Raw genomic sequence first — 26,942 nt, forward strand, 5'->3', positions numbered from 1 at the left:
TTGTGCACCACGTACCGCGTACCGCCGGAGTGCCGGGGACGCGTGGAGAGGACGGCATGAGTCACCGCGAACGACAGCAACCGGACCGACAGGCCCCCGAACACCGCCCACGGCGCCCCCCGATCCGGCGGGACCCCGACCCGTCGGCGGCCACGGACCCCACGCCCGGCGCCGAGCCGGCGGAACGGCCCCCACGCCCCGCCCCGGACCGCCCCCGCCCCGAGCCCGACTCCGCCCTCGACGACACCGCCGAGCTGCCGATCCTCACCGGCGACCCGGCGGACACCATGGAGTTCCCGGTCATCACCATCGCCCCGCCCCGGCCCGGCGTCCGGACCGGCCCGGGTCCGGGCCCGGCGCAGGACCCCGGCGCCGCCGCCGTCGCCGCGTTCGACGCCCTCTACACCCGCCATGCGGAGCCCCTGATCCGGCAGGCGTACCTGCTCACCGGGCGGCCCCGGCGCGCACAGGAGGCGGTCGAGCGGGCGTTCCGGCTGGCCTGGCAGCGCTGGCCCGAGGTGGCCGTCGACCGCGACCCGGTCAGCTGGGTACGGGCCGCCGCCTACGAGTACGCGCTGTCGCCGTGGCACGGTCTGCGGACCGGCACCCGGACGGCGGAGCGGCCCACGCCGACCGCCCCCGCGCCGCCGCCCGCCGACCCCGGTGACCGGGCGCTCCTCGGCGCCCTGCTGGAGCTGCCCGCCCCGTACCGGCGGACCCTGGTGCTGCACGACGGCGTCGGGCTCGGGCTCCGCGCGACCGCCGCCGAGGTGGAGGCGAGCATCCGGGCGGCGGCCGGTCGGCTGACCCACGCCCGCACGACGGTCGCGGAGCGGATGCCCGAACTGGAGCTGTCCGCCCGGTCCCCGGAGCGGCAGGGCGCGGTCCTGCACGACCGGCTCACCGCGCTCGCCGCCACCCCGCCGGTGGCCCCGCCCGCCCCCGAAGCGGTCCGCGGCGGCAGCGATCTGAGCGTGCGCCGGCTGACCTACGGTGCGCTCGGGCTGACCGGTCTGCTCGCCGCCACCACCGTCTTCGCCCTGGTCACCGCCGTATGGCACGAACAGCCCGCGCCCCCGGCGCACCCCCGGGCCTCCGCCCCCGCCCGGCCCGCCTCGGCCCCGGGCACCCACCGGCCGGACGCCGCCCAGGCCCCGCCCGGCAGCCCGGCGCCCGACGCCGAGGCGGACGACTCCGGGGACGCCCCGGCCGCCCGCGACGACGGGCCCGACGCGGCGGACGACGGCGACGACAAGGCGGCCCGCCCCTCCCCCACACCCGGCCGCCACCCCGGCCCCCGCCCGGCCCCGGGCACCGCCCCGTCCGCCGCGCAGCAGGGCACCCGCTCGGTCCCACCGCCCGGACCTGCCGCACCCGGATCGGCGCCACCGCCCTCGCCCGCGGCGACCACACCCAAGGCGGCCGCACCGCCACCGGCCACCCCCGGTGCCGCGCCCCGGGCCGTCCCGCCACCGGCGGCCCGCCCGCCGTCCCCGTCGCCGCACTGACGGAGAAACGACACCGGGCCCGCACCCCCGAAGGGGTACGGGCCCGGTGCCACCGGAAGGACTGCCGTCAGCCGACGAGGATCTCGCGGGCCAGGCGGGCGGTCTCCGACGGGGTCTTGCCGACCTTGACGCCGGCGGCCTCCAGGGCCTCCTTCTTCGCCTGGGCGGTGCCGGAGGAGCCGGAGACGATGGCGCCGGCGTGGCCCATGGTCTTGCCCTCGGGCGCGGTGAAGCCCGCGACGTAGCCGACGACCGGCTTGGTGACGTTGGCCTTGATGAAGTCGGCCGCACGCTCCTCGGCGTCGCCGCCGATCTCACCGATCATGACGATCAGCTCGGTCTCCGGGTCGGCCTCGAAAGCCTCCAGAGCGTCGATGTGGGTGGTGCCGATGACCGGGTCGCCACCGATGCCGACGGCCGAGGTGAAGCCGATGTCACGCAGCTCGTACATCATCTGGTAGGTCAGCGTGCCGGACTTCGACACCAGACCGATCTTGCCGGGCTTGGTGATGTCGCCCGGGATGATGCCGGCGTTGGACTGGCCGGGGGTGATCAGACCGGGGCAGTTCGGACCGATGATCCGGGTCTTGTTGCCCTTGGTCTTGGCGTGCGCCCAGAAGGCGGCGGAGTCGTGGACCGCGATGCCCTCGGTGATCACGACGGCGAGACCGATCTCGGCGTCGATCGCCTCGACGACGGCGGCCTTCGCGAACTTCGGCGGCACGAAGATGACGGAGACGTCGGCGCCGGTCTGCTCCATCGCCTCGGCGACGGAGCCGAAGACGGGCACCTCGGTGCCGTCGAAGTCGACCTTCTCGCCGGCCTTGCGGGGGTTCACGCCGCCGACGATGTTGGTGCCGTCACCGAGCATGAGCTTGGTGTGCTTCATGCCGGTGGCGCCGGTCATGCCCTGGACGATGACCTTGCTGTCCTTGGTGAGGAAGATAGCCATGGTGGTGTCTGACCTCGTCCCTTACTTCGCAGCCGCGAGCTCGGCGGCCTTGTCGGCCGCGCCGTCCATGGTGTCCACGCGCTGCACCAGCGGGTGGTTGGCGTCGCTGAGGATCTTGCGACCCAGCTCCGCGTTGTTGCCGTCGAGGCGCACGACCAGCGGCTTGCTGACGTTCTCACCCTTGGACTTGAGCAGCTCCAGGGCCTGGACGATGCCGTTGGCGACCTCGTCACAGGCGGTGATGCCACCGAAGACGTTGACGAAGACGGACTTGACGTCCGGGTCGCCGAGGATGATCTCCAGGCCGTTCGCCATGACCTCGGCGGAGGCGCCGCCACCGATGTCGAGGAAGTTGGCGGGCTTGACGCCACCGTGGTTCTCACCGGCGTAGGCGACGACGTCCAGGGTCGACATGACCAGACCGGCACCGTTACCGATGATGCCGACCTCGCCCTCGAGCTTGACGTAGTTCAGGCCCTTGGCCTTGGCGGCGGCCTCCAGCGGGTTCGCCGCGGCCTTGTCCTCCAGGGCCTCGTGCTCCGGCTGGCGGAACTCGGCGTTGGCGTCCAGGGACACCTTGCCGTCGAGGGCGAGCACCTCACCGGAGGCGACCTTGGCCAGCGGGTTGACCTCGACGAGGAGCGCGTCCTCGGCGACGAAGGTCTTCCAGAGGGTGACCATCACGTCGGCGACCTTGTCGGCGACCTCGGCCGGGAACTGCGCCGCGGCGACGATCTCCTGGGCCTTCTCCTTGGTGACGCCCTCGTTGGCGTCGACCGGGATCTTGGCGAGCTTCTCGGGCGTGGTCGCCGCGACCTCTTCGATGTCCATGCCACCGGCGACGGAGGCCATGGCCAGGAAGGTGCGGTTGGTCCGGTCGAGGAGGTACGAGACGTAGTACTCCTCGGCGATCTCGGGAGCGGTCTCCGCGATCATCACCTTGTGGACCGTGTGGCCCTTGATGTCCATGCCGAGGATGTTGGTCGCGTGCTCGACCGCCTCGTCAGGGGTGGCGGCCAGCTTGACGCCACCGGCCTTGCCGCGGCCGCCGACCTTCACCTGCGCCTTGACGACCGACTTGCCGCCCAGACGCTCGGTCGCCTCGCGGGCTGCCTCAGGCGTGTCGATGACTTCACCGGCCAGCACCGGTACACCGTGCTTGGCGAAGAGGTCCCTCGCCTGGTACTCGAACAGGTCCACGCGCGTCCGTCCCTTGTCTTCTCAGAATCGCCGTAGTGATCGCGGGTCGTTCTCTGCGATGGGCGTGCCGCGAAGGGCAACGTGACGGCGCTGTCACAGGGGAGGCGTACACGGTGACCGAATACGCGGCATGTCCGTCTCGCAGGTTATCGCCGCAGGCCGTGCGGCCCTAAATCACAGCTCATGCTGGAGCGGTGATTACGGTCACAGAATCCCAGGCAGTACCCGTACGGAGGCCGTGGACCGGCGGTTTCCCGGCGCCCGGCCGGGTCACTGTGGAACGCCTCACGTCACCGCCCGAACGGCCCCCGCCACGAAATCCGCACCCGATTCCGGCCACCTGCGCCTTCCCGTGGGGCCGGCCCGTACGGCGCCCGGCGCGCGGCCCGGTGCGGACGGCGCACAACCGTCCGGTGCACTACCCGCCGCCCGCCTGGGTACAAGGGGGAGTGCCCGGCTCGGGGCCGGGTGCCCGCGCCGCCCGGCCGTGTCCGAGCCCGGCGCGCGGCCGCCGGAACCGGCCGCCGTACCTCGGTGCGGCGGCCCGGCGACGGCCGCATCCACTGCATGGGGGAGATCGATGGCCACACCGCTGACCGCGTCCGACCTGCTCAAGGCGCTGCGCGACGAGGGTCTCACCGTCCACGAGGTACGCGACTGGCGCACCCACAACCGCAACGAGAAGGGCGACTGGGGCCCACTGAACGGCGTGATGATCCACCACACCGCCACCGAGGGCACCGACGACTCCGTCGCCCTCTGCTACGAGGGCCGGTCGGATCTGCCCGGCCCGCTGTGCCACGGGGTGATCGACAAGAAGGGGGAGATCCACCTCGTCGGCAACGGCCGCGCCAACCACGCCGGGCTCGGCGACGGCGATGTGCTGCGCGCCGTCGTCCGCGAGAGCGAGCTGCCGCACGACAACGCGTCCGACACCGACGGCAACCCGCACTTCTACGGCTTCGAGTGCATCAACCTCGGCGACGGCGACGACCCGTGGCCCGAGGCGCAGATCCGGGCGATCGTCCGGGCGTCGGCGGCGCTCTGCCGCGCCCACGGCTGGGGCGAGCGCTCCGTCATCGGCCATCTGGAGTGGCAGCCGGGGAAGGTCGACCCGCGCGGCTTCTCCATGGACACCCTGCGCACCCGCATCCGCGCCCGGCTCGCCGCACCGGCCGATGCCGGGGAGACGGCGGACGGCGGGGAGACCGAGGGCGGCGAGCGGCCCGCGTCCCACGAGCCGTTCCCCGGGGCGGACTTCTTCCGGTCCGGCACCCGCAGCCCGGTCGTCACGGCGATGGGCGAACGCCTGGTGGCCGAGGGCTGCGGCCACTACCAGCAGGGCCCGGGCCCGGAGTGGACCGACGCCGACCGCGACTCGTACGCCGCCTGGCAGCGGAAGCTCGGCTTCAGCGGCGACGACGCGGACGGCATCCCGGGGCGGGTGAGCTGGGAACGGCTACAGGTTCCCGCTTCGTAGCACCGGCGGCGCGAGCCTGGACGGGGCCCGGCTCCGGACCGTGCGCGGCTCCGGGGCCGGGCCCCGCCGTCGGCCCGGCCCCGGACATGACGATGCCGGGTGGCCCTCCCCCACAGAGGGCCACCCGGCTGTTCATGGCGCGATGTCACCCGCGCAGGGGTGGCATCGCGGTGTCACCGCCGTCAGACGCCCTGGGCCGGGAGCGCGGGCACACCCGGGAGCGCGGGCACGGCGTCACCGGTGGGCACACCGGGGACCGACGGCACACCGGCCGGGACGCCCGGGACGGCGGGAGTGGCCGGGACGCCCGGCAGGGCCGGGATGCCCGCCGGGTCGGTCAGGTCGGTGGGCACGGTGCCGGCGGGCAGCAGCGTCACGGCGACGTTCCGCACGGCGCCCGGGTTCACCCCGTCGACGGTCCGCTCGGCGGCCGGGAGGACGAGGGTCGCCGCACGGTCGAGGACGGAACCGGAGGCACCGGGCAGCGCGGGCTTGCCAGGCAGTGCGGGCTTGCCGGGGAGCGCCGGGACGGACGGCACGGTCGAGGTGGCCGGGACGGCCGGGATCGAGGGAACGGCCGGGGTCTTGGGCAGGCCCGGGACCTTGGGCAGGCCCGGCTTCGCGGGCAGCGCCGGAACGGACGGCACCTGACCGGGCAGGTCGGTGAGGTCGGCCGCGTTGGTCGGCACGGTGAGGTCGGCGGCGTTGGTCAGCCCGTTGAGCTTGGTGAGCTGGGCCGGGTCGGCCAGGTCGGCGCCGGGGAGGGCGCGGGTCAGGTCCTCCTGGAGACGCCCGTACTGGTCGCCCTTGGCGATCGAGGTGTGGATACCGCCCAGGGCGTTGAGCACCGGGCCCAGACCGTCGGTGGCGGGCAGCGCCGGGACCGCGGGAACGTCCGGGGTGGCGGGCAGCGCCGGGACGCGCGGAACGGCGGGCAGGTCGGAGGTGGCCGGAGCGCCGGGGGTCGCGGGGAGGGAACCCGCGGTCTTCTTCGCCGCCTTCGACAGGCCGGCCGGGACACCGTGCACCGCCGGGACGGAGCGCGGCGCCTTCTTCGCGGCCTTCGACAGGTCGGCCGGAACGCCGTGCTCCGTGGTCAGGGTGCCCTGGGCCTTCTTCGCGGCCTTCGACAGCCCGGCGGGGAGGTCCTTCCCGGCGGGGACGGCCGGAACGGCGTCCGACACCTTCTTCCCCGCGTCGGCCGGCGAACCGACGGCGGGCAGGTCCGAAGTGCCGGGCAGTTCGGCTGCGTTGGCGGAGACGGCACCGAGGGCCAGCAAACCGGTGGCGGTGGCGACGACGGCGATGGAACGACGGATGGCGATACGCATGTGAAGGTCCTTCGAATTCAGGGGTGTACGGGCAGACCTGTGCCGCCCCCGCGCGGCAGGTCAGGAGAGACGCGGAACGGTCCGCCCTAGCCCGGGAATTCGAGGATGTCGTGGGGACGGTGACGCGTCGGCGCGCCCTCGGCCCGGTACGCACCGCCGGGCGTCAACCCGGCGTACGCGGTCTCCGCCACGCCTGCGGCGTGCTGATCGCCACGGGGACCGTGACCGTCGCCCATGCTCGACGACGCGGGCGCGAACGTCCCTCTGGGAAGCGGCGCCGAAGCACCGTCCCGGCTCGGCCCACCCGGCGCGCGAGCGGCGCTGCGCGCCCCCTCGGCGTCCTTCGCCCGCACCTCGCCGGCATCCGAAGCGTTCGCCTTCTTCGCAGGTCCGACGCGGTGCGCCGGGTCCTGCGGGGCGCCGTGCGGCGCGCCGCCGTGCTGCGGCCGACCGCCGTCCCCGGGGTGCCCCGGGTGCGTCCCGGACGGCTGCGGCAGCACGGCACCCGCCGCACCGCCCACCTGCCGTACGAGACCGGTCACCGGATCGGCGGCCTGGACGGCGCGCTCGGCGGCGGGCCGTACGGCGTCAGTGAGTTCACCAGTCGCGGCCCGTGCCTGCCGTTCGGTCGCCGCGCCCGCCCGGGCCCCCTGCCGCTCGACGGCGGCTTCGGAGGACTCCAGCTCCGGCGACGCGGCCCGGGTGGCGGCCCGGACCGGTGCCGCCGCCTTGGCCGTGGCCTTGGCGGGCGAGGCCGTCGCCCGGTCCACGGGCACGGCCCGGACCTGCGACGACGGCTGGTCGACGGTCGACTTGGCGGCGGCCGGGGAGAGCTTTCCCGGCAGTCCCGCCGTGCGGTCGTCCGCGTGGGCGCCGGGGCCGAAGGCGAAGCCGAGGGCCACGAAACCCACCAGGAAGAGCCCCGCCAGCAGCGCGCGCCGCACGGCCACGGTGCGCGGCAGGCGCACGGCGGCAGGCAGGACGAACGCAGCAGACAACGGAGGAGACCTTCCCAGAAGGACGGGGACGCCGGGCAGGGGCCACGGCGTCGCTTCCGTCACGGGTGATCAAGCGATGAACTGATCCTTGCACGAGGGGCCAGGGCCCCCGCAAGTCCCCTCGGCGCTCCTGTCACGTTCCTCCGCCATGTCCGGTATGACGTGCGAACAGCTTTCGATTTACCGGTGAATTGACGTCGAGCACAGGGCATGGGCCGGGGAATGACGTTCTCTCACCTGTGAGCCGGAGTGCGGCCCGGCGTCCTGACGTAGGGGGAACTCCGGGGCCGGGAGCGCCGGTTCCGGAAACGCCGAAGCCGGGTGATCCTCCCCCACAGAGGACCACCCGGCGGTTCGGGGCACCGGTGCGCTCAGGCGCACCGGCGGCAGGGCGGCACGGCGTCACCGTCGTACCGCGGATGGCGCCGCTCCCAACACCGTGGGCGCCGAAGCGGCTCCGTGCGGAGTCAGCCGAGCGGCTGGAGGTGGGAGGCGCCGGCGGGGATCGGATCGACGCGGTCCAGCCAGCAGCCGTCCGCGTCACAGCACCGGCCGTCGGGGTAGCACACGACCCGGCCGCTGTCACCGGCGGCGGGGGCCGACCGGAAGACGACCGGGTTGCCCTTCTCGGTCGGGTACCACTCGCTGTCGGCGTGGGCGGCGGTCGCGCCGAAGGCGACCAGGCCGAAAGCGGCGGCGGCGAGGGCCAGGGAACGGCGAACGGGATGACGCATGGTGACGGTCCTTCGCTTCTGAAGTTGGCGGTTGCCCTGCCCGTCCCGCGCACCGGATCGCCGACGAGCGGGTGATGCAGGCGCACAACCGGCCTTCCCCAGCGGCCCGTTGGCGACGGCCACCGACGAAGTCGGACGTGCGTGGTGCGGGTGCGCCGTATCCGTTCGCACACCGATCGCCCTGGCACCGTGCGTACGCGGGCAGGGGTGACGGAGGCGACGGAAACGGGGAGTGCTTCCCAGGAGGACGGGGGCGGTCACGGCCCGGAACCGTGGTGCCGCTCACGTCGTGGGCGATACGGCGACCTTGCCCGCCCCGGGAGCCACGCCGCAAGGACCCTCGGTGCGACCCGTCACCGTTGCTCCGGCATGTCCGGTATGAATAGGGGGCGCTTTTCGATTGCGGCGGCCATGACATCCGGGAAGCGGTCAGGTGTGCAGGCGAAGGCCGGTGCGCCCAGCGCCGCCAACGCCGCCGCATGCTCCCGGTCGTAGGCGGGCGCGCCCTCGTCGGACAGCGCCAGCAGACAGATGAACTGCACCCCCGACGCCTTCATCGCGGCCACCCGCTTGAGCATTCCGTCGCGGATCCCGCCCTCGTAGAGATCGCTGATGAGGACGACGACGGTCTCGGCGGGGCGGGTGATGCGGGACTGGCAGTAGGCGAGCGCGCGGTTGATGTCCGTGCCGCCGCCGAGCTGGGTGCCGAAGAGGACGTCGACCGGGTCGTCGAGCTGGTCGGTGAGGTCGACGACGGAGGTGTCGAAGACGACCAGCCGGGTGTCGAGGGACCGCATCGAGGCGAGCACCGCACCGAAGACCGCGGCGTGGACGACGGATGCGGCCATGGAGCCGGACTGGTCGACGCAGAGCACCACCTCCTTCCGCACCGAGCGCGCGGCACGGCCGTAACCGATCAGCCGCTCGGGGACGACCGTGCGGTGCTCGGGCAGATAGTTCTTGAGGTTGGCACGGAGGGTGCGGTTCCAGTCGATGTCGTGGTGGCGGGGGCGGGCGGTCCGGGCCGAGCGGTCCAGTGCGCCGGTGAGGGTGGCGCGGGTCCGTGACGTCAGCCGCTGCTCCAGCTGCGCGACGACCTTGCGGACGACGGCCCGCGCGGTCTCCCGGGTCGTCTCGGGCATGGCTTTGTGGAGCGTGAGCAGGGTGCCGACCAGGTGGACGTCGGCCTCGACCGCCTCCAGCATCTCCGGCTCCAGCAGCAGCGCGGCCAGCCCGAGGCGGTCGATGGCGTCGCGCTGCATGATCTGGACGACCGGGGAGGGGAAGTACGTACGGATGTCGCCGAGCCAGCGCGCCACACCGGGCGCGGACGCACCGAGCCCGGCGGCCCGACGGCCCCCGGCGGCCCGGCCCGCGCCGTCCCGTGCGGCGCCGTCCCGTCCGTAGAGCGCGCCGAGCGCGTCGTCCATCGCCCGGTCCCGGCCGCGCAGTTCGCGTCCGGTTCCGTCCGCCGCTCCCCCGCCGAGCACCATCCGCCAACGCCGCAACCGCTCGTCGGCGGGGAGGGAGGGGGCGGCGGCGTCGGGTGTGGTGCCGTCGGGTGCGGTGTCGTCGGGTGCGGTGTCGTCGGGTGCGGTGTCACCTGAAGCGGCGCCGTTGGATGCGATGCCGGTGGACGCGATGGCGGCGGGCGGTGGCGCGGCTGCGGTGGTGGGGTGGCTGGTCGCAGGGGCTCGGGTGGCGTGCGGGTCCGTGTGGTCGGTGGCGTTCAACATGCCTTCCCCAAGGGGTCGTTGACGTGCGCGGCGGGGTCGAGCAGCAGATGGAGGGTGGGCAGGACGGCGGCGGCGCGGTCGCGGTCGAGACCGGGGCCGAAGCCGGGCACCGGCACGGCGTCGTCCGGGCCCGCGCCCCGGCCGGGCGGCGCCTGCGGTACGAGGGCGGCGGGGCCCCGGCGTATCTGCTCGCCGAGGGCGCGGCGCACTCCGGGCCCGTAGGCGGCGAACGTCCGGCGCAGCAACGGGAGTACGTCGGTGAACGCCTCGGGCGGCACCCTGGTCAGCCAGCCGTCGACGAGCGCCAGCAGCCGCTCGTCGTGGACCAGCACCATGCCGTCGCCGTCCCCGCCCCCGGCGAACCCCTCGATCCAGCCGGCCGCGTCCGCGGGCGGGGCGGCGGGCGACAGGGCGAGCCCCATCAGCCGCTCCGCGCCGCCGTCCCCGAGCCGCCCGTCGTCGCGCAACAGCCGCACCGCGCGGCCCCGGAGCAGCCCCGGGACGCGCTCCCGTTCGGCGACGCCGCGCAGCGCCCGCGCCCAACGGTCGGCGGCGGAAGCCCCCGTTTCCTCGTCGGCCCCGGCGCCCTCGGTGGTCTCCGGGCGGCTCAGCAGGGTGACCGCCCGGTGGGTGGCGTCGAGGTGGTCGCGCATCTCGGTGGCGGCATCCGCGGCGAGGCCGGCGCAGGCGGGCGGCAGGCCGACGAAGATCCGCTCGGCCAGGCCCGCGGCCACCTCGCGCAGCGCCGCGCCGTCCGTGCCGCGTACGTCGCCGTAGCGGACGGCGCGGACGAGGGCGGGAAGCGCCCGGGCGAGGCGGCCGACGTCCGTGTCCAGTGCGGCGCGGTCCGCCAGGACCCGCATGACCTGCGGCAACGCGTCCGGGAGTGCGGCGAGCAGACAGTTCTCGGCGACGGCGGTGACCTCGGCGAGCGCGGTGGCGGCCGCCGCGTCCGCCGCGGCCTTGGCGGTGGCCGCCGCCGGTACGGTCGTCCCCCAGATCCCGGCCTCGGCGACCTTCACCGACAGCTCCGGCTCCCAGCGCAGCCGCCAGGTCTCGCGGAACGTACCGGTGGTGGCGCGCGACCGGACCGGCTCGCCCCAGGGGATGCCGAGGAGCCGCAGCCGGTGCAGCAGACGGCTGCGCCCGGCGTCGGTCTCCTTGCGCAGATCCAGCTCCACCTCGCGCTCGGCCGCCTCCGGCTTGAGGCGCAGGGTACGGGCGGTGCGGGTCAGATCGCGTTGGAGGGGGACGGCCGGTGCGTCGTCGGGCACCTCGCCCAGGGCGTCCCCGACCACGAGCCGGTCGTGGATCAACGCGGCGGGGACGTCGGAGCCGTCGCCCAGCACGGCGCGGATCGCGTCCATGGTCTCGGCGAGCCCGGGGAGCGGCCGGCCGCGGACCGCGGCGAGCCCTTCGGCGAGCCGTACCGCCTCGATGACATGGGCCGGGGAGACGGCGTAGTCCTCCTCCCGGAGCAGCCCGGCGGCCCGGATCAGCCAGCGCTCGACGGGCCGGTCGGGCGCCCGGAAGAGGTGGCCGTACCAGCCGGGCGAGGCGATTCCGGCGCCGTATCCGCTGTGCCGGGCGAGGCGGCGGTGGGTCCAGGGGACCCAGGTCAGCTCGGTCTTGACCTTGGGCAGGCCGGACAGGAGCCGGCGGTCCGCGGTGACCGTCGTACGGCGGGTCAGCGCCGGGACGTGCCAGGCGCCGCAGACGACGGCGACGCGGTCCCCGAACTCCCGCCGGGCGGCCCGCAGCCGCAACCGCATATGGGCCTCGCGGACCGGGTCGTGCGGATGCCCGCCGTCGCCGAACGCCTCGCGCAGGGCGGCCATCGCCTCGGCGACCGCCGCGAACGGCGCCAGGGCGTCCGCCGCCCCGGGCCCGCCCGCCGCGCGGTGCTCGACGGCGTCCTCCCACCACGCCTCGGCGTCGTCGTACCCGGCGGCGCGGGCGAGCGCCCCCAGCGGATCCGCGCGTGGCGCGGCGTCCGGCGCCCCAGGGGCGGTCGCGAGCCCGCCACCGGCGGCTTCCCCGGAACCCGGCTCCTGCTCCGGCTGCGGCTCCTGGCCGGGCTCCGGCTCCGGCAGCGCCAGGGAGTGGGCGGCCGGGAGGTCGATGAAGCGGACCGGGATCTCCCGCTCCAGGGCCCAGCGCAGCGCCACCCACTCCGGGGAGAACTCCGCCAGCGGCCAGAACGCCGACCGCCCCGGGGCGTCCCGGACATGGGCGAGCAGGGCGACCGGCGGGCGCATACCGGGATCCCCGGCGAGCGGCACCAGGGCGTCCGCCTCCGGTGGCCCTTCGATGAGCACCGCGCACGGGTCGGTCTGCTCCAGTGCGGCGCGCACCGCCCGCGCCGAGCCGGGGCCGTGGTGCCGCACCCCGAGCAGCACCGGCTCCTCGGGCGCGTCCCCGCGCACGCCACCGGGCCCTCGGCTGCCGCCCGACCCGTTCATGCCGTCACCTCCCGGCAGGCGCGGTAGAAGTCCTTCCAGCCGTCCCGCTCCCGGACGACCGTCTCCAGGTACTCCTGCCAGACGACGCGGTCCGCAGCCGGATCGCGGACGACGGCGCCCAGCAGACCGGCGGCCACATCGCCGGGGCGCAGTACGCCGTCACCGAAGTGGGCCGCCAGCGCCAGGCCGTTGGTCACCACGGAGATCGCCTCGGCCGTGGACAGCGTCCCGGACGGCGACTTGACCTTGGTGCGCCCGTCCTCCGTCACCCCGTCGCGCAGCTCGCGGAAGACGGTGACGACCCGCCGTATCTCGTCCAACCCCTCGGGCCCGGCCGGGAGTTCCAGCGAGCGGCCCAGCTGTTCGACCCGGCGGGAGACGATCTCCACCTCGGCGTCGGACGTCTCGGGCAGCGGCAGGACGACGGTGTTGAAGCGGCGGCGCAGCGCGCTGGAGAGGTCGTTGACCCCGCGGTCGCGGTCGTTGGCCGTGGCGATCAGGTTGAAGCCGCGTACCGCCTGCACCTCCTCGCCCAACTCGGGGATGGGCAGGGTCTTCTCGGACAGGATCGTGATGAGGGTGTCCTGGACGTCGGCCGGGATACGGGTCAGCTCCTCGATGCGGGCGGTCGCCCCGCACGCCATCGCCCGCATCACCGGGCTGGGCACCAGCGCTTCCCGGCCGGGGCCGTCGGCGAGGAGGCGGGCGTAGTTCCAGCCGTAGCGGATCGCTTCCTCGGGCGTGCCGGCGGTGCCCTGGACGAGCAGCGTGGAATCGCCGCTGACCGCGGCGGCCAGATGCTCCGACACCCAGGTCTTCGCCGTCCCCGGCACCCCCAGCAGGAGCAGTGCGCGGTCGGTGACCAGCGTCGTCACCGCCACCTCGACGATGCGGCGCGGCCCGACGTACTTCGGTGTGACGACCGTGCCGTCGGGGAGCGTGCCGCCGAGGAGGTACGTCGCCACCGCCCACGGCGAGAGGCGCCAGCGCTCCGGCCGCGGCCGGTCGTCGGCGGCGGCCAGCGCGGTGAGTTCGTCGGCGAACGTCTCCTCCGCGTGTGGCCGCAGCACCGCTCCCCCGGCGCCGCCGTCCGTCCCCTTCGACGCCCGCTCGCGCGGCTCCTGACGCGCTCCGCCCGGCGTCTGCGCCGTCGCTTCTTCCGTCGTCTTCCACCCGTCCGCGGACATGGCTCCCCCTCATCGAACGAACTGCCGCCGACGCCCGGCAGGCGGTCGGCCGCTTGCGGATTCCACTCTGCACCCGACCACTGACAACGCCCCCGAAACCGCTTCTGAACTGCGCTTTCTCTCCGCGCGCGACCGATTGTCAGTGGCGGGTCGTAGCGTCGGTGACATGAATCCGCAGGGGGAACGCTGGACGACGGATCAGGTGCTCGCGCTGGCGCCTGACGAGGCATCACGCCGGGCGGGCGGCAGACTCGCCGGGCCCGGGCCGTGGTCGGGGGCGGGCGCGGACGGCGGCGTCGTGTGGGGGCTGTGCGAGGGCAGCGGCCGGACGCCGTACCGCGCCGTCGTCGACCTCACCGGCCCCGCGTATCGGTGCACCTGCCCGAGCCGCAAGTTCCCGTGCAAGCACGCGCTGGGGTTGCTGCTGCTCTGGTCCGGCGGCGGCGACGCGGTCCCCGCCGGCGCGCCGCCGCCCTGGGCGGACGAGTGGCTGACCGGCCGCCGGGAGCAGGCCGATCGCGGCGCGACCGCACCCCCGGACGGCGGGACGTCCACACGCACCACCGCCGATACGGGGCCCGCTGCCCGACGTGCGGCGCGGCGGGCGGCCCGGATCGGCGCGGGCGCGACGGAGCTGGAGCAGCGGCTGGAAGACCTGCTGCGCACGGGACTTGCCGCCGCGGAGGGCGCCGGTTACGCCTCCTGGGACGAAACGGCCGCCCGAATGGTGGACGCCCAGGCCCCCGGACTCGCCGCCCGGGTCCGAGAGTTGGGCACCATCCCCGCCTCGGGCGGCGACTGGCCCTCCCGCCTGTTGGCGGAATGTTCCCTGCTCCACCTCCTCGACGAGGGCTTTCTCGCCATCGACCGGCTGCCGCCACCGCTCGCCGCCACGGTCCGCGCCCGCGTCGGCCTGACGACGGACACCGCCGAGCTGCTGACCGGCCCCGAGGCGTCGCCGGTACGGGACCGCTGGCTGGTGCTGTCCCAACATGACGCCGACGAAGGCATGTTGACCGCCCGGCGTATCCATCTACGGGGCGAACGGACCGGCCGGATGGCGCTCCACCTCTCCTACTCCGGCGGCGGCCGCCCCCTGGAGCCGACGCTGCCGCCCGGCCTGCTGCTCGACGCCGACCTCGCCTTCTATCCGGGCGCCCGGCCCCTGCGGGCCGCACTGGGTGAGCACCACGCACCACCGGTCCAGGGTCCGACACCGTCCGGGTGCGGCATCGACGCGGCGCTGCGCGCCTACGGCGAGGCGCTGTGCGACGACCCCTGGCTGGGCTCCTGGCCGGTGGTGCTCGCGGACGTCATACCGATACCGGGGGACGGGGGATCCGGCTGGCAACTGGCCGACGCGGACGGCGAATCCGCGCTGCCGCTCGACCCGCGCGCCCTGCCCCGACCGGGCCTGTGGCGGCTGACCGCGATATCGGGCGGCCACCCCGTCACGGTCTTCGGCACCTGCGGCCACCGCGGCTTCCTCCCCTTGACCACCTGGGACCCGGAGCCGGTCTCCCTGTGAGGCGAGGCCCTGGGGCCGGCCCGCCATGAGCCCGAGGGCCTCAGCCGGTCCCCGCCGTAAGCCGGGGCCCTGAGCCCGTACCGCGTAGGACGGGACGGCGCCGCACCCGTACAAGAGCGCACCCGGAGCACCCCGGACGGCCACCGCCCCGCGCCCTCTCTCCCTCACCCCGCCCGACGGCTCCAGCCCCACGCCCCACCCGACGACTCCTGGAGTACGGCATGACATCCGCAGCTTCCCCTTCTTCGGCCTCCCCGGTCGCCACCGCCACCTCCACCGGGGAGGCGGCCGACCCGCCAAACGCCGCCGCTCCCCCGCCCGTCCCCTGGTCCGCCCTGGTGAGCGCGGCACTGTTGGGGACGGAGCGGCGGACGCCGCCCGTGGCGGTGCGGCCCGGGCGGAGTGCCGCCGCCGCGCTGCTGGATGCGGCCGCCGTCAGCACGGTGCGCCGCCGCGCCGCGCTGCGGCCCGCACCCGCCGCCGACCGTCCCGCTCCCGCCCCGGACGACCCGCGGCCCGTGATCCCTCCGGCCGCCCGCCGCCGTCTGGCACTGCTGCTCGCGGACCGCGGCGGAACGGCCGGAAGCAGTCGCCGCGGCACCGCGCCCGACCTCACCGAGCTGCTGCCCCAATGGCTGTCCGCCGCCCAGGCGCACGGCTACCGCGCCCCCGAGGCGCTGCTGCCCGCGCTGCTCGACGCCGCCCGCGCCCGGACCGACCTGCGTCCGGCGGCGCTGGCGCTGGCCGGTCAGCGGGCCCGCTGGCTGGCGCAGTTCCACCCCGACTGGAAGTTCGCCCTGCGCGCCACCGGCGCCCGGGCGACGCCGGGCGCCGAGGACCCCGAGGCGGTGCGGCGCCTGTGGGACGAGGGGCTGTTCGCCGAGCGGGCGGCCCTGCTGGCCGCGGTCCGCCGGAGCGCACCGGACACCGGGCGGGAACTGCTGGCCGGCACCTGGTCGGCGGAGCACGCCGAGGACCGGCTGCTCTTCCTCGACACGCTGCGCGAGGGCCTCTCCCCGTCCGACGAGGCGTTCCTGGAACAGGCGTTGGCCGACCGCAGCCGCACCGTCCGCGCCACCGCCGCCGAACTCCTCTCCACACTCCCGGAGTCCGCCTTCGCCGCGCGGATGGCGGCCCGCGCCCATGGCTGCGTCACCCTCGTCCCCGGGACGGCCGGTCCGTCCGGCCCGCGCATCGGCGTGACGCCGCCGCGCGCCTGCGACGAGGGGATGCGGCGCGACGGCGTGGCCGCCAAGGCCCCCTCGGGGCGGGGTGAACGCGCCTGGTGGTTGGGGCAGTTGGTGGAGGCGGCGCCGCTCCGTCGCTGGTCCGCGCGGTTCGGCGGACGCGCGCCGGAGGACATCGTCGCCCTCCCGGTGGCGGACGGCTGGCGCACCGAACTGCACGACGCCTGGTGCCGCGCGGCGATCCGGCAGCGGGACCCCGCCTGGGCACGGGCCCTGCTGGGCGCCCCCGGGTCGGCGCCCGAGGACACCGGCGGCGCCTCGGGCGGCTCGTCCCGCGACACGGCGAAGCTGCTGACCGTGCTGCCGTCCGGGGAACGCGCCGCCTGGGTGGCGGGGTTCATCGCGGCGCACGGTCTGGCCGACGCGTTCCGGATGCTGGGGGTCTGCGCGGTGCCGTGGGCCGAACCGCTGGGCCGGTCGGTGGTCGACGCGCTGGACATCGCACGGGACGCGGGCAGCTACCCGTGGAGCTTCAGCGGGGTGATGGGCCTGGCGGAGCGCTGCCTGGATCCGGCCGCGGCGGACCGGCTGGACATGCTGACGGCGGTCACCGACGAGCCGGAGGGCGCCTCCCCGGGGGCCGGGGGCTACTGGTCCGAGGCGTTCCAGCGCCTCGTCGGCACCCTCCGCCTCCGCGCCACCATGCTCGCCGAACTCGCCGACGCCACCGCTCCCCTTGCTGCCGGGAGGCCCGCCGACGCCTCGGTCCCCGGCGCCCCGCCCATCACCGGGACGGAGTGAGCCCCCATGACCGACGCCCCACGACGCCCCGCCCGGCGGCGGGCGCCCCGCCGACCACCGCCGGGGCACGTCGTCCTCCCCGTCAGGCGGCCGGGCCCGCGCGTCGCCTCAGGCCGACAGGGACCGCACGTTCGCGGTCACCCACTCCACGATCGCGGTGGTGGTGGCGCCGGGGGTGAAGATCTCCGCGACGCCCTGTTCCTTCAGCGGTGCGATGTCCGCCTCCGGGATGATGCCGCCGCCGAAGACCTTGATGTCGTCCGCGTCGCGCTCCTTGAGCAGCGCGATCACCTTGGCGAAGAGGGTGTTGTGGGCGCCGGAGAGGATCGACAGGCCGATGGCGTCGGCGTCCTCCTGGATGGCGGTGTCGACGATCTGCTCCGGAGTCTGGTGCAGCCCGGTGTAGATGACCTCCATACCGGCGTCGCGCAGCGCCCGCGCGATGACCTTTGCACCCCGGTCGTGCCCGTCCAGCCCCGGCTTGGCCACCACGACGCGGATCGGCCCCGACGTACCGGCCGTGCCGCGGGCGTCCGCCTGCGCCTCGTCATGCCGTGCCACACCCATAACCGCCTCCAAGTCATGCACGGCACGCCGTGTGTGCCGCCGAGCCGACAACCGATCGTGCGGCCGTCCGGTCCGGTGGCCGCAAGTGAACGAACGTTATCGCCAGCATCGCGCACCCGGCGCTCCCGTGACATGCGGGGAGGGGGAAATCACACGCGAACCCCCCTTCCGCGCCCCGGCGTCCGGGCCCCGTCCCCCCCCGCGCGGACCGGGCACGCCACGCGGGCCCGGCGCTCCGCCCGCGCCCGTTCCCCGACACCGACGCGGCGCCCCACCGGAATGCATCCGGCATTCGCGGAGCCTTCACCTCACCGCTCCGGAAGCGACTAACGGCATCAAAAGGTCGGCATCGAGCCATCCCTCGCCATTCCGTGGCGCGATATCCGCATTCGATATCACCACGAACGGCGTGCCCGGTACGCGCCGGATACGGCAAGGGAATTCCGGCTCCGAGGGCCCGGTCACCGCGTGTGCGCCGGGTTCCACGCCCGTGCGCTCTCGAACGGGACACCAAGAGAAGGCATGGATGCCCCCGAAAGGCGACCAAATGCCCGCCCCGGTCCCGCCCGAAACCTGGGGAAGATTGTCGGCGTCGCGTACCGCCGGGTACAGTCGCCGCTAATTCTCCTGCTGCCGAGGCGAAAGAGAAGCTGGTGGTGAACGACCGTCACCCGTCGGAGGGTCCCCTCCCGACAGGCCCCGCTCCCGACGCCTCGTACGGGCACTCCGCCGCGTACGACTCCTACGGGCAGCAGCAACACACGGCCGGTTATGCCGGTTACGACGGCGGTGATCCGCTCTTCGGTTCCCTGCCCGCCGATTACGGCACCGGGCAGTACCCGACGGCCGGTTACGGCGGCGATCCGTACGGCACCGGCACCTACGACACCGGAACCTACGCCGCGTCCGCATACGGCACCGGCTCCCCCGACACGGGCTCCTACGCCACCGGCGGGTACGACACGACCGGTTACGACACCGGCACGCACCACACCGCGGCCTACGGGAGCGGCTACGGCACGGACGTGCAGGGCGGCGGTTACGACCCCTACGCCCACACCGGCCACGAGACCCCCGGCGCCGGCACCCACGGGTACGGCTACGACGACGGGTACGGCACCCACACCGGCGCCTACTCGACCGGCACGCACCACGCCACCTACGGCACCGGCGCCTACGCCACGGCCGCACCCGCCGCGGAGGCACCCGGCACCGGCACGTACGCCTACGCCGGTGACCCCCTCGGCAGCGGCGGCTACTCCGTCGGCACCGACCGTTACGACGCCCCCGGGTACGACGACCGGACCGCGTACGGCACCGGCGGCTACGGGGCGACCGCCACGGCGGTGCAGCCGGCCGTCACCGAGAGCGCCGGGCACGACGCCACCGCCGTATGGCCCGCTCTCACCGAGGACGCCGGGCACGACGCGTCCGGGCACGACGCCACCGCCGTATGGCCGACGATCGACCAGGCGGCCACCGCGATCATCCCGGCGCAGAGCGGTCCCCCGGCCGTCGACTCGCTGCCGCACGAGCCCGGCGAACCGCCGCGGCCCGAGGGCGGATCCCCCGGGTCCGGTTCGGGGGCGCGCGCCGCCGCGCTCGCCGATGCGATGACCCAGGCGGTCCCGGTCGTCCCGGCCGACGACGCACCTGACCACGGCCGGGCCGCCCCCGCGGGGCGCGGCCGCAGCCGCCGCCGGACGGCGAAGCGGTCGGCGCTGCTGACCATCGCGGTGCCCTCCGTCGCCGCCCTCGGCGTCTGCGCCGCCGCGGCGGCCACCGTCGGCGGTTTCGGCGGGGACGAGAAGGACGAGGCGGCGCAGGCCGCGCCGGAGGCCGGGGGCGTCAAGCCGTCGACGGCCAACAGCAAGCTCGACACCCAGCTCGCCGGACTCAGCGCCGGGGCCGACGACTTCGCCGACCGGGCGAGCCGCACCCAGGAGCGCATCGACCTCAAGGCCCGGCAGGTCGCGGAGAAGAAGCGCAAGGAGGACGAGGCGCGGCGCAAGGAGGCCGCCCGTCCGAAGTTCCTGCTCCCGGTCAGCCAGCACGGGCTGAGCGCGCTCTTCGGCCAGGCGGGCGTCAACTGGATGTCCGTCCACACCGGCATCGACTTCCCCGTGCAGTACGGCACCCCCGTGATGGCCGCGACCGACGGCACCGTCCGCACCCAGTGGAACTCCGCCTACGGCAACATGGCGATCGTGACATCGCCCGACGGTACGGAGACGTGGTACTGCCACCTCAGCAGCACCAAGATCCGCTCCGGCTCGGTCAAGGCCGGGGACCAGATCGCGTACTCCGGCAGCTCCGGCAACTCCACCGGCCCGCATCTGCACTTCGAGGTGCGGCCGGGCGGCGGCTCGCCGATCAACCCGCTGCCGTGGCTGCAGAGCCACGGACTCAACCCCAACTGACGCCCGGTGCCCGCCGGTCCGCCCGGCAGGCACCCGCATGGAGGCCCGGCCCCTGAGGGGCCGGGCCTTTTTCACAGCTTCTCGACCGGGGCGTACCGCAGCAGCAGCCGCTTGGGCTTCTCGCCGCCGAAGTCGATCGTCGCCTCGGCGTTGTCCCCGCTGCCCTTGACGCCGGTGACCGTGCCGAGGCCGAAGCTGTCGTGGGTGACGCGGTCGCCGACGGCGAGCGCCACCACCGGGCGGTCGTTGCCCCGCCGGGTGGCGAACCCGCTCGGGCCGCCCTTGGCCCGCGGCGTACCGAAACCGGAGCCGATCCCGCCGCTGCTGCTGCTGCCGGAGCGCATCCCGCCCATCGTCGCGGACGGGGTGGCCGGTCCGGTGCGCCGCCAGTCGACGAACGACGCGGGGATCTCCTCCAGGAACCGCGACGGCGGGTTGTACGACGGCTGGCCCCAGGCGCTGCGCATCGTGGAGCGGGTGAGGTAGAGGCGCTCGCGGGCGCGGGTGATGCCGACGTAGGCGAGGCGGCGCTCCTCCTCCAGCTCCTTGGTCTGGCCGAGGGCGCGCATGTGCGGGAAGACGCCGTCCTCCATACCGGTGAGGAAGACGACCGGGAACTCCAGGCCCTTGGCGGTGTGCAGGGTCATGAGGGTGACGACGCCGCTGCCGTCCTCGTCCTCGTCGGGGATCTGGTCGGAGTCGGCGACCAGCGCGACCTGCTCCAGGAAGTCGGCGAGCGTGCCGCCGGAGACGGGCTCCTCCGCGTCCGCGTCCGCCGCGGCGGGACCGGCCACCCGGTCCTGCTCGAACTCCAGGGCCACGGCGGCGAGTTCCTGGAGATTCTCGATCCGGGTCTCGTCCTGCGGGTCGGTGGAGGACTGCAGCTCGGCCAGATAGCCGGTGCGCTCCAGGACCGCTTCGAGGACGGTGGCCGGGCCGGCGCCGGACTCGACGATGGTGCGCAGCTCTTCCATCAGGGTGTTGAAGCGGCGGACGGCGTTGGCGGAGCGGGCGGCCATGCCGTACGCCTCGTCGACGCGGCGCAGCGCCTGCGGGAAGCTGATCTTCTCGCGGAGCGCCAGGGCGTCGATCATCGCCTCGGCGCGGTCGCCGATGCCGCGCTTGGGGACGTTGAGGATCCGGCGGAGCGGGACGGTGTCCTCCGGATTGGCGAGCACGCGCAGGTACGCGAGGATGTCGCGGACCTCCTTGCGCTCGTAGAAGCGGACGCCGCCGACGACCTTGTAGGGCAGTCCGACGCGGATGAGGATTTCCTCGAAGACGCGGGACTGGGCGTTGGTGCGGTAGAAGATCGCGACGTCTCCGGCGCGGGCGTCCTTCGCGTCGGTGAGGCGGTCGATCTCCTCGGCGACGAACTGGGCCTCGTCGTGCTCGGTGTCGGCGACGTACCCGGTGATGCGGGGGCCCTCGCCGGCTTCGGTCCAGAGGTTCTTGGGGCGGCGGTTCTCGTTGCGCTCGATGACGGCGTTGGCGGCGGAGAGGATCGTCTGGGTGGAGCGGTAGTTCTGCTCCAGCAGGATCGTCGTGGCGTCCGGGTAGTCCTCCTCGAACTGGAGGATGTTACGGATCGTGGCGCCGCGGAAGGCGTAGATCGACTGGTCGGCGTCGCCGACGACGCACAGCTCGGCGGCGGATTCGGCCGGGCCGACCAGCTCGCGGATGAGGGTGTACTGCGCGTGGTTGGTGTCCTGGTACTCGTCGACCATGACGTGGCGGAAGCGGCGGCGGTAGTGGGCCGCGACGTCCGGGAACGCCTGGAGGAGGTTGACGGTCGTCATGATGATGTCGTCGAAGTCCAGGGCGTTGGCCTCGCGCAGCCGTGCCTGGTAGAGCGCGTACGCCTGGGCCAGGGTCTTCTCGAAGCCGTCGGCCGCCTGGCCTGCGAAGGTCTCCTCGTCGATGAGCTCGTTCTTGAGGTTGGAGACCTTGGCGCTGAAGGACTTGGGCGGGAACCGCTTGGGATCGAGATCGAGATCGCGGCAGACCAGGGCCATCAGGCGCTTGGAGTCGGCGGCGTCGTAGATCGAGAACGACGAGGTGAAGCCGAGGTGCTTGGACTCGCGGCGCAGGATGCGGACGCAGGCGCTGTGGAAGGTGGAGACCCACATGGCGCCCGCCCGGGGGCCGACCAGCTCCTCGACGCGCTCCTTCATCTCACCGGCGGCCTTGTTGGTGAAGGTGATCGCGAGGATCTGGCCGGGGTGCACGCCGCGGGCGGCGAGCAGATGCGCGATGCGGTGGGTGAGCACCCGGGTCTTGCCGGAACCGGCTCCGGCGACGATCAGCAGCGGGCCGCCGGAGTGCACCACGGCGGCCTTCTGGGCGTCGTTGAGCCCTTCCAGGAGCGCGGCGGGGTCGACGGCGGGGCGGGCGGCGCCGTCGCGGTAGTGCGCGTCCCGGGGTACGGGGGCGTCGAACTTCCCGCTGAAGAGGTCGTGCGGAACCTCCTCCCGGGCCGGGCCGTGCTCGTCCTCGGGGGGTGGCGGGGGCTCCTCGTCCTTGGGAGCGAGGTCCGCCAGGAAGCTGTCGTCAAAGAGGCTGCTCATCGCCCACCGAGTCTAGGCCGCCCCACCGACAGTCGGGCCCGGAGCCGTGGAAAGGCCGGAAGCGCGGGCGTTCCGCTCCCCCTCGCGCGGCGAACCCGGCATTCCGCGCAGATACCCCGCCCTGCCCACACGAACGTCACCTCATGCACACAGGTCACGAAAAGGTTTCGGGCAAATCGAACATCTGCCTTCACAGGAGCCACACGAGTTGGCTAGGTTCACGCTCGGGCTGCCTGCATCCCGTGGACGACAGCGTCCGCACAGGCCGCCTCCGCCGAGTCCGGCCCTGCCCCACGGCACCCGGAGCCGGGGACCCACCAGCACCACCGGGGTGAATCGGTCGGTACGGCCGCCAGCGCGCACGTACGGACCGTAGGGCAAGCCTTCCGTCTGCGACACCGCCCGAACCCGACAGCTAACCCGGTAGGCGGTCCACGGAAGGAGTCGTCGGCCTTGCCGTCGCACCGCAAGCCGCGTACCCGCGTCCTCACCTCGCCCGGCAGCCGCCGGACGGCCGCCGGTCTGACGACCGCCGCCCTCGCCACGGTCACCCTGCTCTCCCAGCCGGCCGAGGCGTCCCCCCGCTCCCCGAAGCCGACCGTCGAAGAGGTCAAGAAGAAGGTCGACACCCTCTACCACCAGGCGGAGGTCGCGACCCAGAAGTACAACGCCGTCAAGGAGCGCGTCGGCGAGCGGCGGTCGGAGGTCAGCGACCTCCAGGACGCCGCGGCGCGCCGCACCGGCAAGCTCAACGAGGCCCGCCGGGAGCTGGGCACCTTCGCCGCCGCGCAGTACCGCAGCGGCGGCGTGAACGCGACGGCACAGCTGATGTTCTCCAAGGACCCGCAGCAGTTCGCCGACCGCAGCCACCTGATGGAGCGGCTCACCGGGCGGCAGCAGCAGGCCGTCGACGCCTACCAGGAGCAGCAGGCCGCCGCCGCCCGTCAGCGGGCCGAGGCGACCCGCAGCCTGGAACGCCTCCAGGAGTCGCAGTCCGAGCTGGCCGACTCCAAGCGGACGGTCCAGGGCAAGCTGACCGAGGCCCGCCAGCTGCTCTCCGAGCTGACCGCCCAGGAGAAGGCGCGCCTGGCGGAGCTGGAGCGCAAGAAGGAGGAGGCGGCCCGGCGCAAGGCCGAGGAGGAGGCGCGCAAGCAGCGCGAGCAGCAGCCCGGCGGCGGTTCGGACACCGGCTCCCCCGGTACGGGCACCGGCGACTCCGGTACGCCCGACCCCGGCCAGGGCGGCGGACCGGCCGACGGCTCGTACCGTACGAAGGCCGAGAAGGCGCTCGCGTTCGCCCGCGCCCAGATGGGCAAGCCGTACGTCTGGGGCGCCACCGGTCCCAACTCCTACGACTGCTCCGGGCTGACGCAGGCCGCGTGGAAGGCGGCCGGGGTGAGCCTGCCGCGCACGACGTGGGACCAGGTCAAGGTCGGCGAGCGCGTCGCCACCAAGGACCTCGCCCCCGGTGACCTGGTGTTCTTCTACAACGACATCAGCCACGTCGGGATGTACATCGGCGACGGCAAGATGATCCACGCCCCGAAGCCGGGCGCCAGCGTGCGCATCGAGTCGATCTACTACATGCCGATCTACGGCAGCGTCCGCCCGGCGTGACGCCCTTCCGGGAGGCCGCCGCACCGCGCGGCCTCCCGGTCGAACGGCTCCGGCCCGGTCCCTCGGTGAGGGCCGGGCCGGAGGCGTACGCGGGGTGTGCCGGGGGCGCGGAGGATACGGCCGCGCGCCCCGGTCGGACTCAGGTCCAGAGCACCGCGATGAAGATGTTGACCATGGTGAGCAGGCCGACCGTGCCGAACAGCGGCTTGGCGATGCTCTCCTCGTCCCGCTTGACGTAGACCAGCCCCAGGATGACGACGAGGACGGCCAGCTTCACGCCGATCTTGATGTTGTCGACGGAGCTGCCCTGGGCCTGGTTCAGGCCGACCAGCGCGATGCCGGTGACCAGCATCGTCAGCGCACCGTGCAGCATCGCCGGCACGAACCGGGCGGTGCCCGCGCTCATCGCCTTCATCTGCGTGAGAAAGCCTCCCAGCAGGGAGGCGATACCGATGATGTGCAGGCCGACGAAGATATTGAGTACTACGTCCATACTCCGGATCGTAACGGCCTCCCCCTTACCTCCTTCGGGGGGCCTCGTCGCGGCTGTTCCTGGCCTGTTCATGGCCTGTCCGCGCCGTGGGGGCCGGTTCTAGGCTGCGGCGCATGGAACTGGGGAACGGCGAAGGCGCCGGTTCAGGGGGCTCGGTGGCCATCGCCGACCGGGCCGGTCTCGTACGGCTCATCGAGGTCTGGGCCCACGGGTGGGCACGGGCCCGCGCCCACCCGGTGCCGCAGGTGGTTCCGGGCGGCCTCCGTATCGAGCTGGGCCGTCCACGGGACGCCGTGCGGTACATCGTCCCGGACCCCGACCCCGTGGCGCTGCGCGACCTGGCCCGTACGGTGGCGGTGCCGCACACCTGGCTCAAGATCTTCGCGCCCCACGCCGAGGTCGCGCCACTGCTCTCCACCGCCTGGCACCACGACGGGCCCCAGTACCTCATGACGGCCCCGATGCCCCCGTCTTCCCAGGTCACACCGGCCCCGCCCGGCTACCGCCTCGACACCGAGGAGTGCGACGGGATCCTGGACGTACGGGTGTGGGCCACGGGCGAGGCGGCCGAGCTGCCCGCCGCGAGGGGCCGGACCGCGCTCACCGGCGGGACCGGCGGCGCCCCGGTCTCCGCCGTCCACGACATGATCGTCACCGGGCCGGAGCACCGCCGCCGGGGCCTGGGCCGCCTGGTGGTGACGGTGCTCGGCGTCCACGCCGCCCGGCGGGGCGCCACCGAGAGCCTGCTCGTCGCCACCCCGTCCGGCCGGGAGCTGTACGCGTCCATGGGCTGGAGCCTGCGCTCCCCGGTGACGGAGGTGTCGTGCAGGGAGTGAAGGGGCGACTTGGGCGACCCGGGCGGCTCGTGGCGCGCGGGCGCCGCCCGCGCCCGGTGCGTCAGCCCCTGACCTGGCCGCTCAGCCAGCGGAAGATCTCGGGGACCTGTGCGCGCCAGACCGCGCTCGTGTGGCCACCGGCGTCCTTGCCGATGTGCTGCACGGTCACCGTGGTGGGCAGCCGGGCCTCCCGCCGCAGTCCGAGACCGGCCTCGTAGCCGTCGCCGGTGGCGCCGGAGAGGAAGAGCGCGGTGCGCGGCGGGCGTCCGGCCAGGTTGGCCTCCCGCAGCTCGTGCAGCGGGTTGCTCTCGATCCGCAGCTTCGGGTCCTTGCCAGCGAGCGAGCTGGCCTCGCCCGCCGGGTCGTTGTACCCGGACATGCCGACCGCCGCGCGGTAGCGGTCGGGGTGGGCCAGCGCGAGCCGGGTCGCGCAGTGCGCCCCGGCGGAGTAACCGGCCAGCGCCCAGCCGTCGGCGTGGTCCTCGGCCCGGAAGGTGTTGATGACCATCTGGCGTACGTCGACGGTCAGCCAGCTGTCGGCGTTGACCTTCCCGGGGATGTTGACGCAGCCCGTGTCGGCGCCCTGGTAGATGTTGGTACGCGGCGCGACCAGGATGAACGGCTTGATCTCCCCGCGCTCCATCAGCGGCTGCAACTGCCGGCCGGCCGCCAGCGTGCCCAGCCAGGACTTGGCCGAGCCGGGGTAGCCGGGCAGCAGCTCGACCACCGGGAACTTCTTGGTGCGGTACGCCGGGTCGTGGTACTGCGGCGGCAGCCAGACGTACACCTCACCGCTGACGCCGGAGATCCGGCCCTGGAGCTCCGTCATCTGCACACCGGGGCCGAGCACCGGATCGTCCGCCGGGCGGAACGCCTGGGCCCGGCGCGGCTCGGCGGAGATCTGGCGGCCGCCCAGCCCGTCGGGCCCGAGGTCCTGGGCCGCCTCGATGTGACTGCCGGTGCCGAGCAGGTCGTCCCAGGTGTCGTAGAGGTTGTTGGCGTTGTTGACCAGCACGAAGACCAGGGTGATGGCGGTGACCTGCGCGAACAGCAGCATCAGCAGGCGGATGGCGCCGCGCAGCAGACGCGGCCCGGCTATCCGGCTCCACAGCGCCAGTGGCAGGACGATCGCGACGATCAGCAGCAGAAGCGAGGTGAGGAAGAAGGGCGTGCCCGTCAGGCTCATCGGGGTCTCGCTTCCAGGACATGTACGGCGTGTACGCGGTCGACGGGGTGGTGGCCGCGCCGACGGCAGCGAGCCTTTCCGCGCCGTTAGACGGCGTTCCACGACGTCCTGGTTGCCCCTCTTCGCGAGCTTCTTTCCTCCTGTCGTCGGAC

The 26,942-nt window shown here is 74.1% G+C and carries 19 protein-coding genes and 1 riboswitch; of the genes, 7 read left to right on the forward strand and 12 right to left on the reverse strand.

The genetic code is table 11. The features are described 5' to 3' along the window. Window positions 1-56 precede the first annotated feature (56 nt). Window positions 57-1,508 carry an RNA polymerase sigma factor gene (locus ACZ4U4_RS22815; RefSeq protein ID WP_467877274.1) on the forward strand — a complete coding sequence of 484 codons (1,452 nt, stop codon included), beginning with the start codon at window positions 57-59 and terminating at the stop codon, window positions 1,506-1,508. 67 nt (window positions 1,509-1,575) lie between these two features. On the opposite strand, the gene sucD is transcribed toward ACZ4U4_RS22815, so the two are convergent. Together sucD and sucC are read right to left on the reverse strand one after the other, a co-directional pair. Further along, on the reverse strand, window positions 1,576-2,460 hold the full coding sequence (sucD, locus tag ACZ4U4_RS22820) for a succinate--CoA ligase subunit alpha (RefSeq protein WP_399086952.1): 885 nt from the start codon (window positions 2,458-2,460) through the stop codon (window positions 1,576-1,578). Window positions 2,461-2,481: 21 nt separating this feature from the next. Next, window positions 2,482-3,660, reverse strand: a complete 1,179-nt coding sequence (gene sucC / locus ACZ4U4_RS22825) for an ADP-forming succinate--CoA ligase subunit beta (RefSeq protein WP_467877278.1) — start codon at window positions 3,658-3,660, stop codon at window positions 2,482-2,484. A gap of 580 nt (window positions 3,661-4,240) precedes the next feature. On the opposite strand from sucC, the gene ACZ4U4_RS22830 reads away from it, so the two are divergent. After that, window positions 4,241-5,140 (forward strand): peptidoglycan-binding protein, encoded by a 900-nt coding sequence (locus ACZ4U4_RS22830; RefSeq protein WP_467877281.1) that lies wholly within the window; start codon window positions 4,241-4,243, stop codon window positions 5,138-5,140. A gap of 182 nt (window positions 5,141-5,322) precedes the next feature. Here ACZ4U4_RS22830 and ACZ4U4_RS22835 read toward each other — a convergent pair whose 3' ends face one another. The 6 genes from ACZ4U4_RS22835 to ACZ4U4_RS22860 form a co-directional block, all read right to left on the reverse strand. Next, a complete protein-coding gene (locus ACZ4U4_RS22835; protein WP_467877284.1) occupies window positions 5,323-6,471 on the reverse strand; it encodes a hypothetical protein in 1,149 nt (382 codons plus the stop codon). Window positions 6,472-6,557: 86 nt separating this feature from the next. Next, window positions 6,558-7,469, reverse strand: coding sequence for a hypothetical protein (locus tag ACZ4U4_RS22840; RefSeq protein ID WP_467877286.1), 912 nt, complete (start codon window positions 7,467-7,469; stop codon window positions 6,558-6,560). A 467-nt stretch (window positions 7,470-7,936) separates the two neighbouring features. Continuing rightward, window positions 7,937-8,203, reverse strand: coding sequence for a hypothetical protein (locus ACZ4U4_RS22845; RefSeq protein WP_467877289.1), 267 nt, complete (start codon window positions 8,201-8,203; stop codon window positions 7,937-7,939). A gap of 353 nt (window positions 8,204-8,556) precedes the next feature. Further along, a complete protein-coding gene (locus ACZ4U4_RS22850; RefSeq protein WP_467877499.1) occupies window positions 8,557-9,696 on the reverse strand; it encodes a VWA domain-containing protein in 1,140 nt (379 codons plus the stop codon). A 236-nt stretch (window positions 9,697-9,932) separates the two neighbouring features. Next, on the reverse strand, window positions 9,933-12,401 hold the full coding sequence (locus ACZ4U4_RS22855) for a DUF5682 family protein (protein ID WP_467877292.1): 2,469 nt from the start codon (window positions 12,399-12,401) through the stop codon (window positions 9,933-9,935). Next, window positions 12,398-13,588 carry an ATP-binding protein gene (locus ACZ4U4_RS22860; protein WP_467877295.1) on the reverse strand — a complete coding sequence of 397 codons (1,191 nt, stop codon included), beginning with the start codon at window positions 13,586-13,588 and terminating at the stop codon, window positions 12,398-12,400. Before ACZ4U4_RS22860 ends, ACZ4U4_RS22855 begins: the two co-directional genes overlap by 4 nt. 166 nt (window positions 13,589-13,754) lie before the next feature. Between ACZ4U4_RS22860 and ACZ4U4_RS22865 the strand changes: the two genes are divergently transcribed. Continuing rightward, window positions 13,755-15,116 carry an SWIM zinc finger family protein gene (locus tag ACZ4U4_RS22865; RefSeq protein WP_467877298.1) on the forward strand — a complete coding sequence of 454 codons (1,362 nt, stop codon included), beginning with the start codon at window positions 13,755-13,757 and terminating at the stop codon, window positions 15,114-15,116. 221 nt (window positions 15,117-15,337) lie between these two features. Further along, window positions 15,338-17,104, forward strand: coding sequence for a DUF5691 domain-containing protein (locus tag ACZ4U4_RS22870; RefSeq protein ID WP_467877301.1), 1,767 nt, complete (start codon window positions 15,338-15,340; stop codon window positions 17,102-17,104). A gap of 108 nt (window positions 17,105-17,212) precedes the next feature. Here ACZ4U4_RS22870 and ACZ4U4_RS22875 read toward each other — a convergent pair whose 3' ends face one another. After that, window positions 17,213-17,671 carry a cobalamin B12-binding domain-containing protein gene (locus tag ACZ4U4_RS22875; protein WP_467877304.1) on the reverse strand — a complete coding sequence of 153 codons (459 nt, stop codon included), beginning with the start codon at window positions 17,669-17,671 and terminating at the stop codon, window positions 17,213-17,215. A 656-nt stretch (window positions 17,672-18,327) separates the two neighbouring features. Between ACZ4U4_RS22875 and ACZ4U4_RS22880 the strand changes: the two genes are divergently transcribed. Then, complete coding sequence (locus ACZ4U4_RS22880) at window positions 18,328-20,091, forward strand: M23 family metallopeptidase (protein ID WP_467877503.1); 1,764 nt, start codon at window positions 18,328-18,330, stop codon at window positions 20,089-20,091. A 71-nt stretch (window positions 20,092-20,162) separates the two neighbouring features. On the opposite strand, the gene pcrA is transcribed toward ACZ4U4_RS22880, so the two are convergent. After that, window positions 20,163-22,658 carry a DNA helicase PcrA gene (pcrA, locus tag ACZ4U4_RS22885; RefSeq protein WP_467877307.1) on the reverse strand — a complete coding sequence of 832 codons (2,496 nt, stop codon included), beginning with the start codon at window positions 22,656-22,658 and terminating at the stop codon, window positions 20,163-20,165. A 262-nt stretch (window positions 22,659-22,920) separates the two neighbouring features. After that, a riboswitch (cyclic di-AMP (ydaO/yuaA leader) is annotated at window positions 22,921-23,103 on the forward strand. Between the two features lie 8 nt (window positions 23,104-23,111). Between pcrA and ACZ4U4_RS22890 the strand changes: the two genes are divergently transcribed. Then, on the forward strand, window positions 23,112-24,275 hold the full coding sequence (locus ACZ4U4_RS22890) for a C40 family peptidase (protein ID WP_467877310.1): 1,164 nt from the start codon (window positions 23,112-23,114) through the stop codon (window positions 24,273-24,275). Window positions 24,276-24,414: 139 nt separating this feature from the next. Here the strand turns inward: ACZ4U4_RS22890 and ACZ4U4_RS22895 are convergent, their stop codons facing one another. Further along, a complete protein-coding gene (locus ACZ4U4_RS22895; RefSeq protein WP_467877313.1) occupies window positions 24,415-24,768 on the reverse strand; it encodes a hypothetical protein in 354 nt (117 codons plus the stop codon). Window positions 24,769-24,881: 113 nt separating this feature from the next. On the opposite strand from ACZ4U4_RS22895, the gene ACZ4U4_RS22900 reads away from it, so the two are divergent. Continuing rightward, window positions 24,882-25,604 (forward strand): GNAT family N-acetyltransferase, encoded by a 723-nt coding sequence (locus ACZ4U4_RS22900; RefSeq protein ID WP_467877316.1) that lies wholly within the window; start codon window positions 24,882-24,884, stop codon window positions 25,602-25,604. A gap of 61 nt (window positions 25,605-25,665) precedes the next feature. Here the strand turns inward: ACZ4U4_RS22900 and ACZ4U4_RS22905 are convergent, their stop codons facing one another. Then, complete coding sequence (locus tag ACZ4U4_RS22905) at window positions 25,666-26,790, reverse strand: alpha/beta hydrolase (protein WP_467877319.1); 1,125 nt, start codon at window positions 26,788-26,790, stop codon at window positions 25,666-25,668. Window positions 26,791-26,942: the final 152 nt, after the last annotated feature.

Source organism: Streptomyces sp. NPDC029159 (assembly GCF_055564055.1).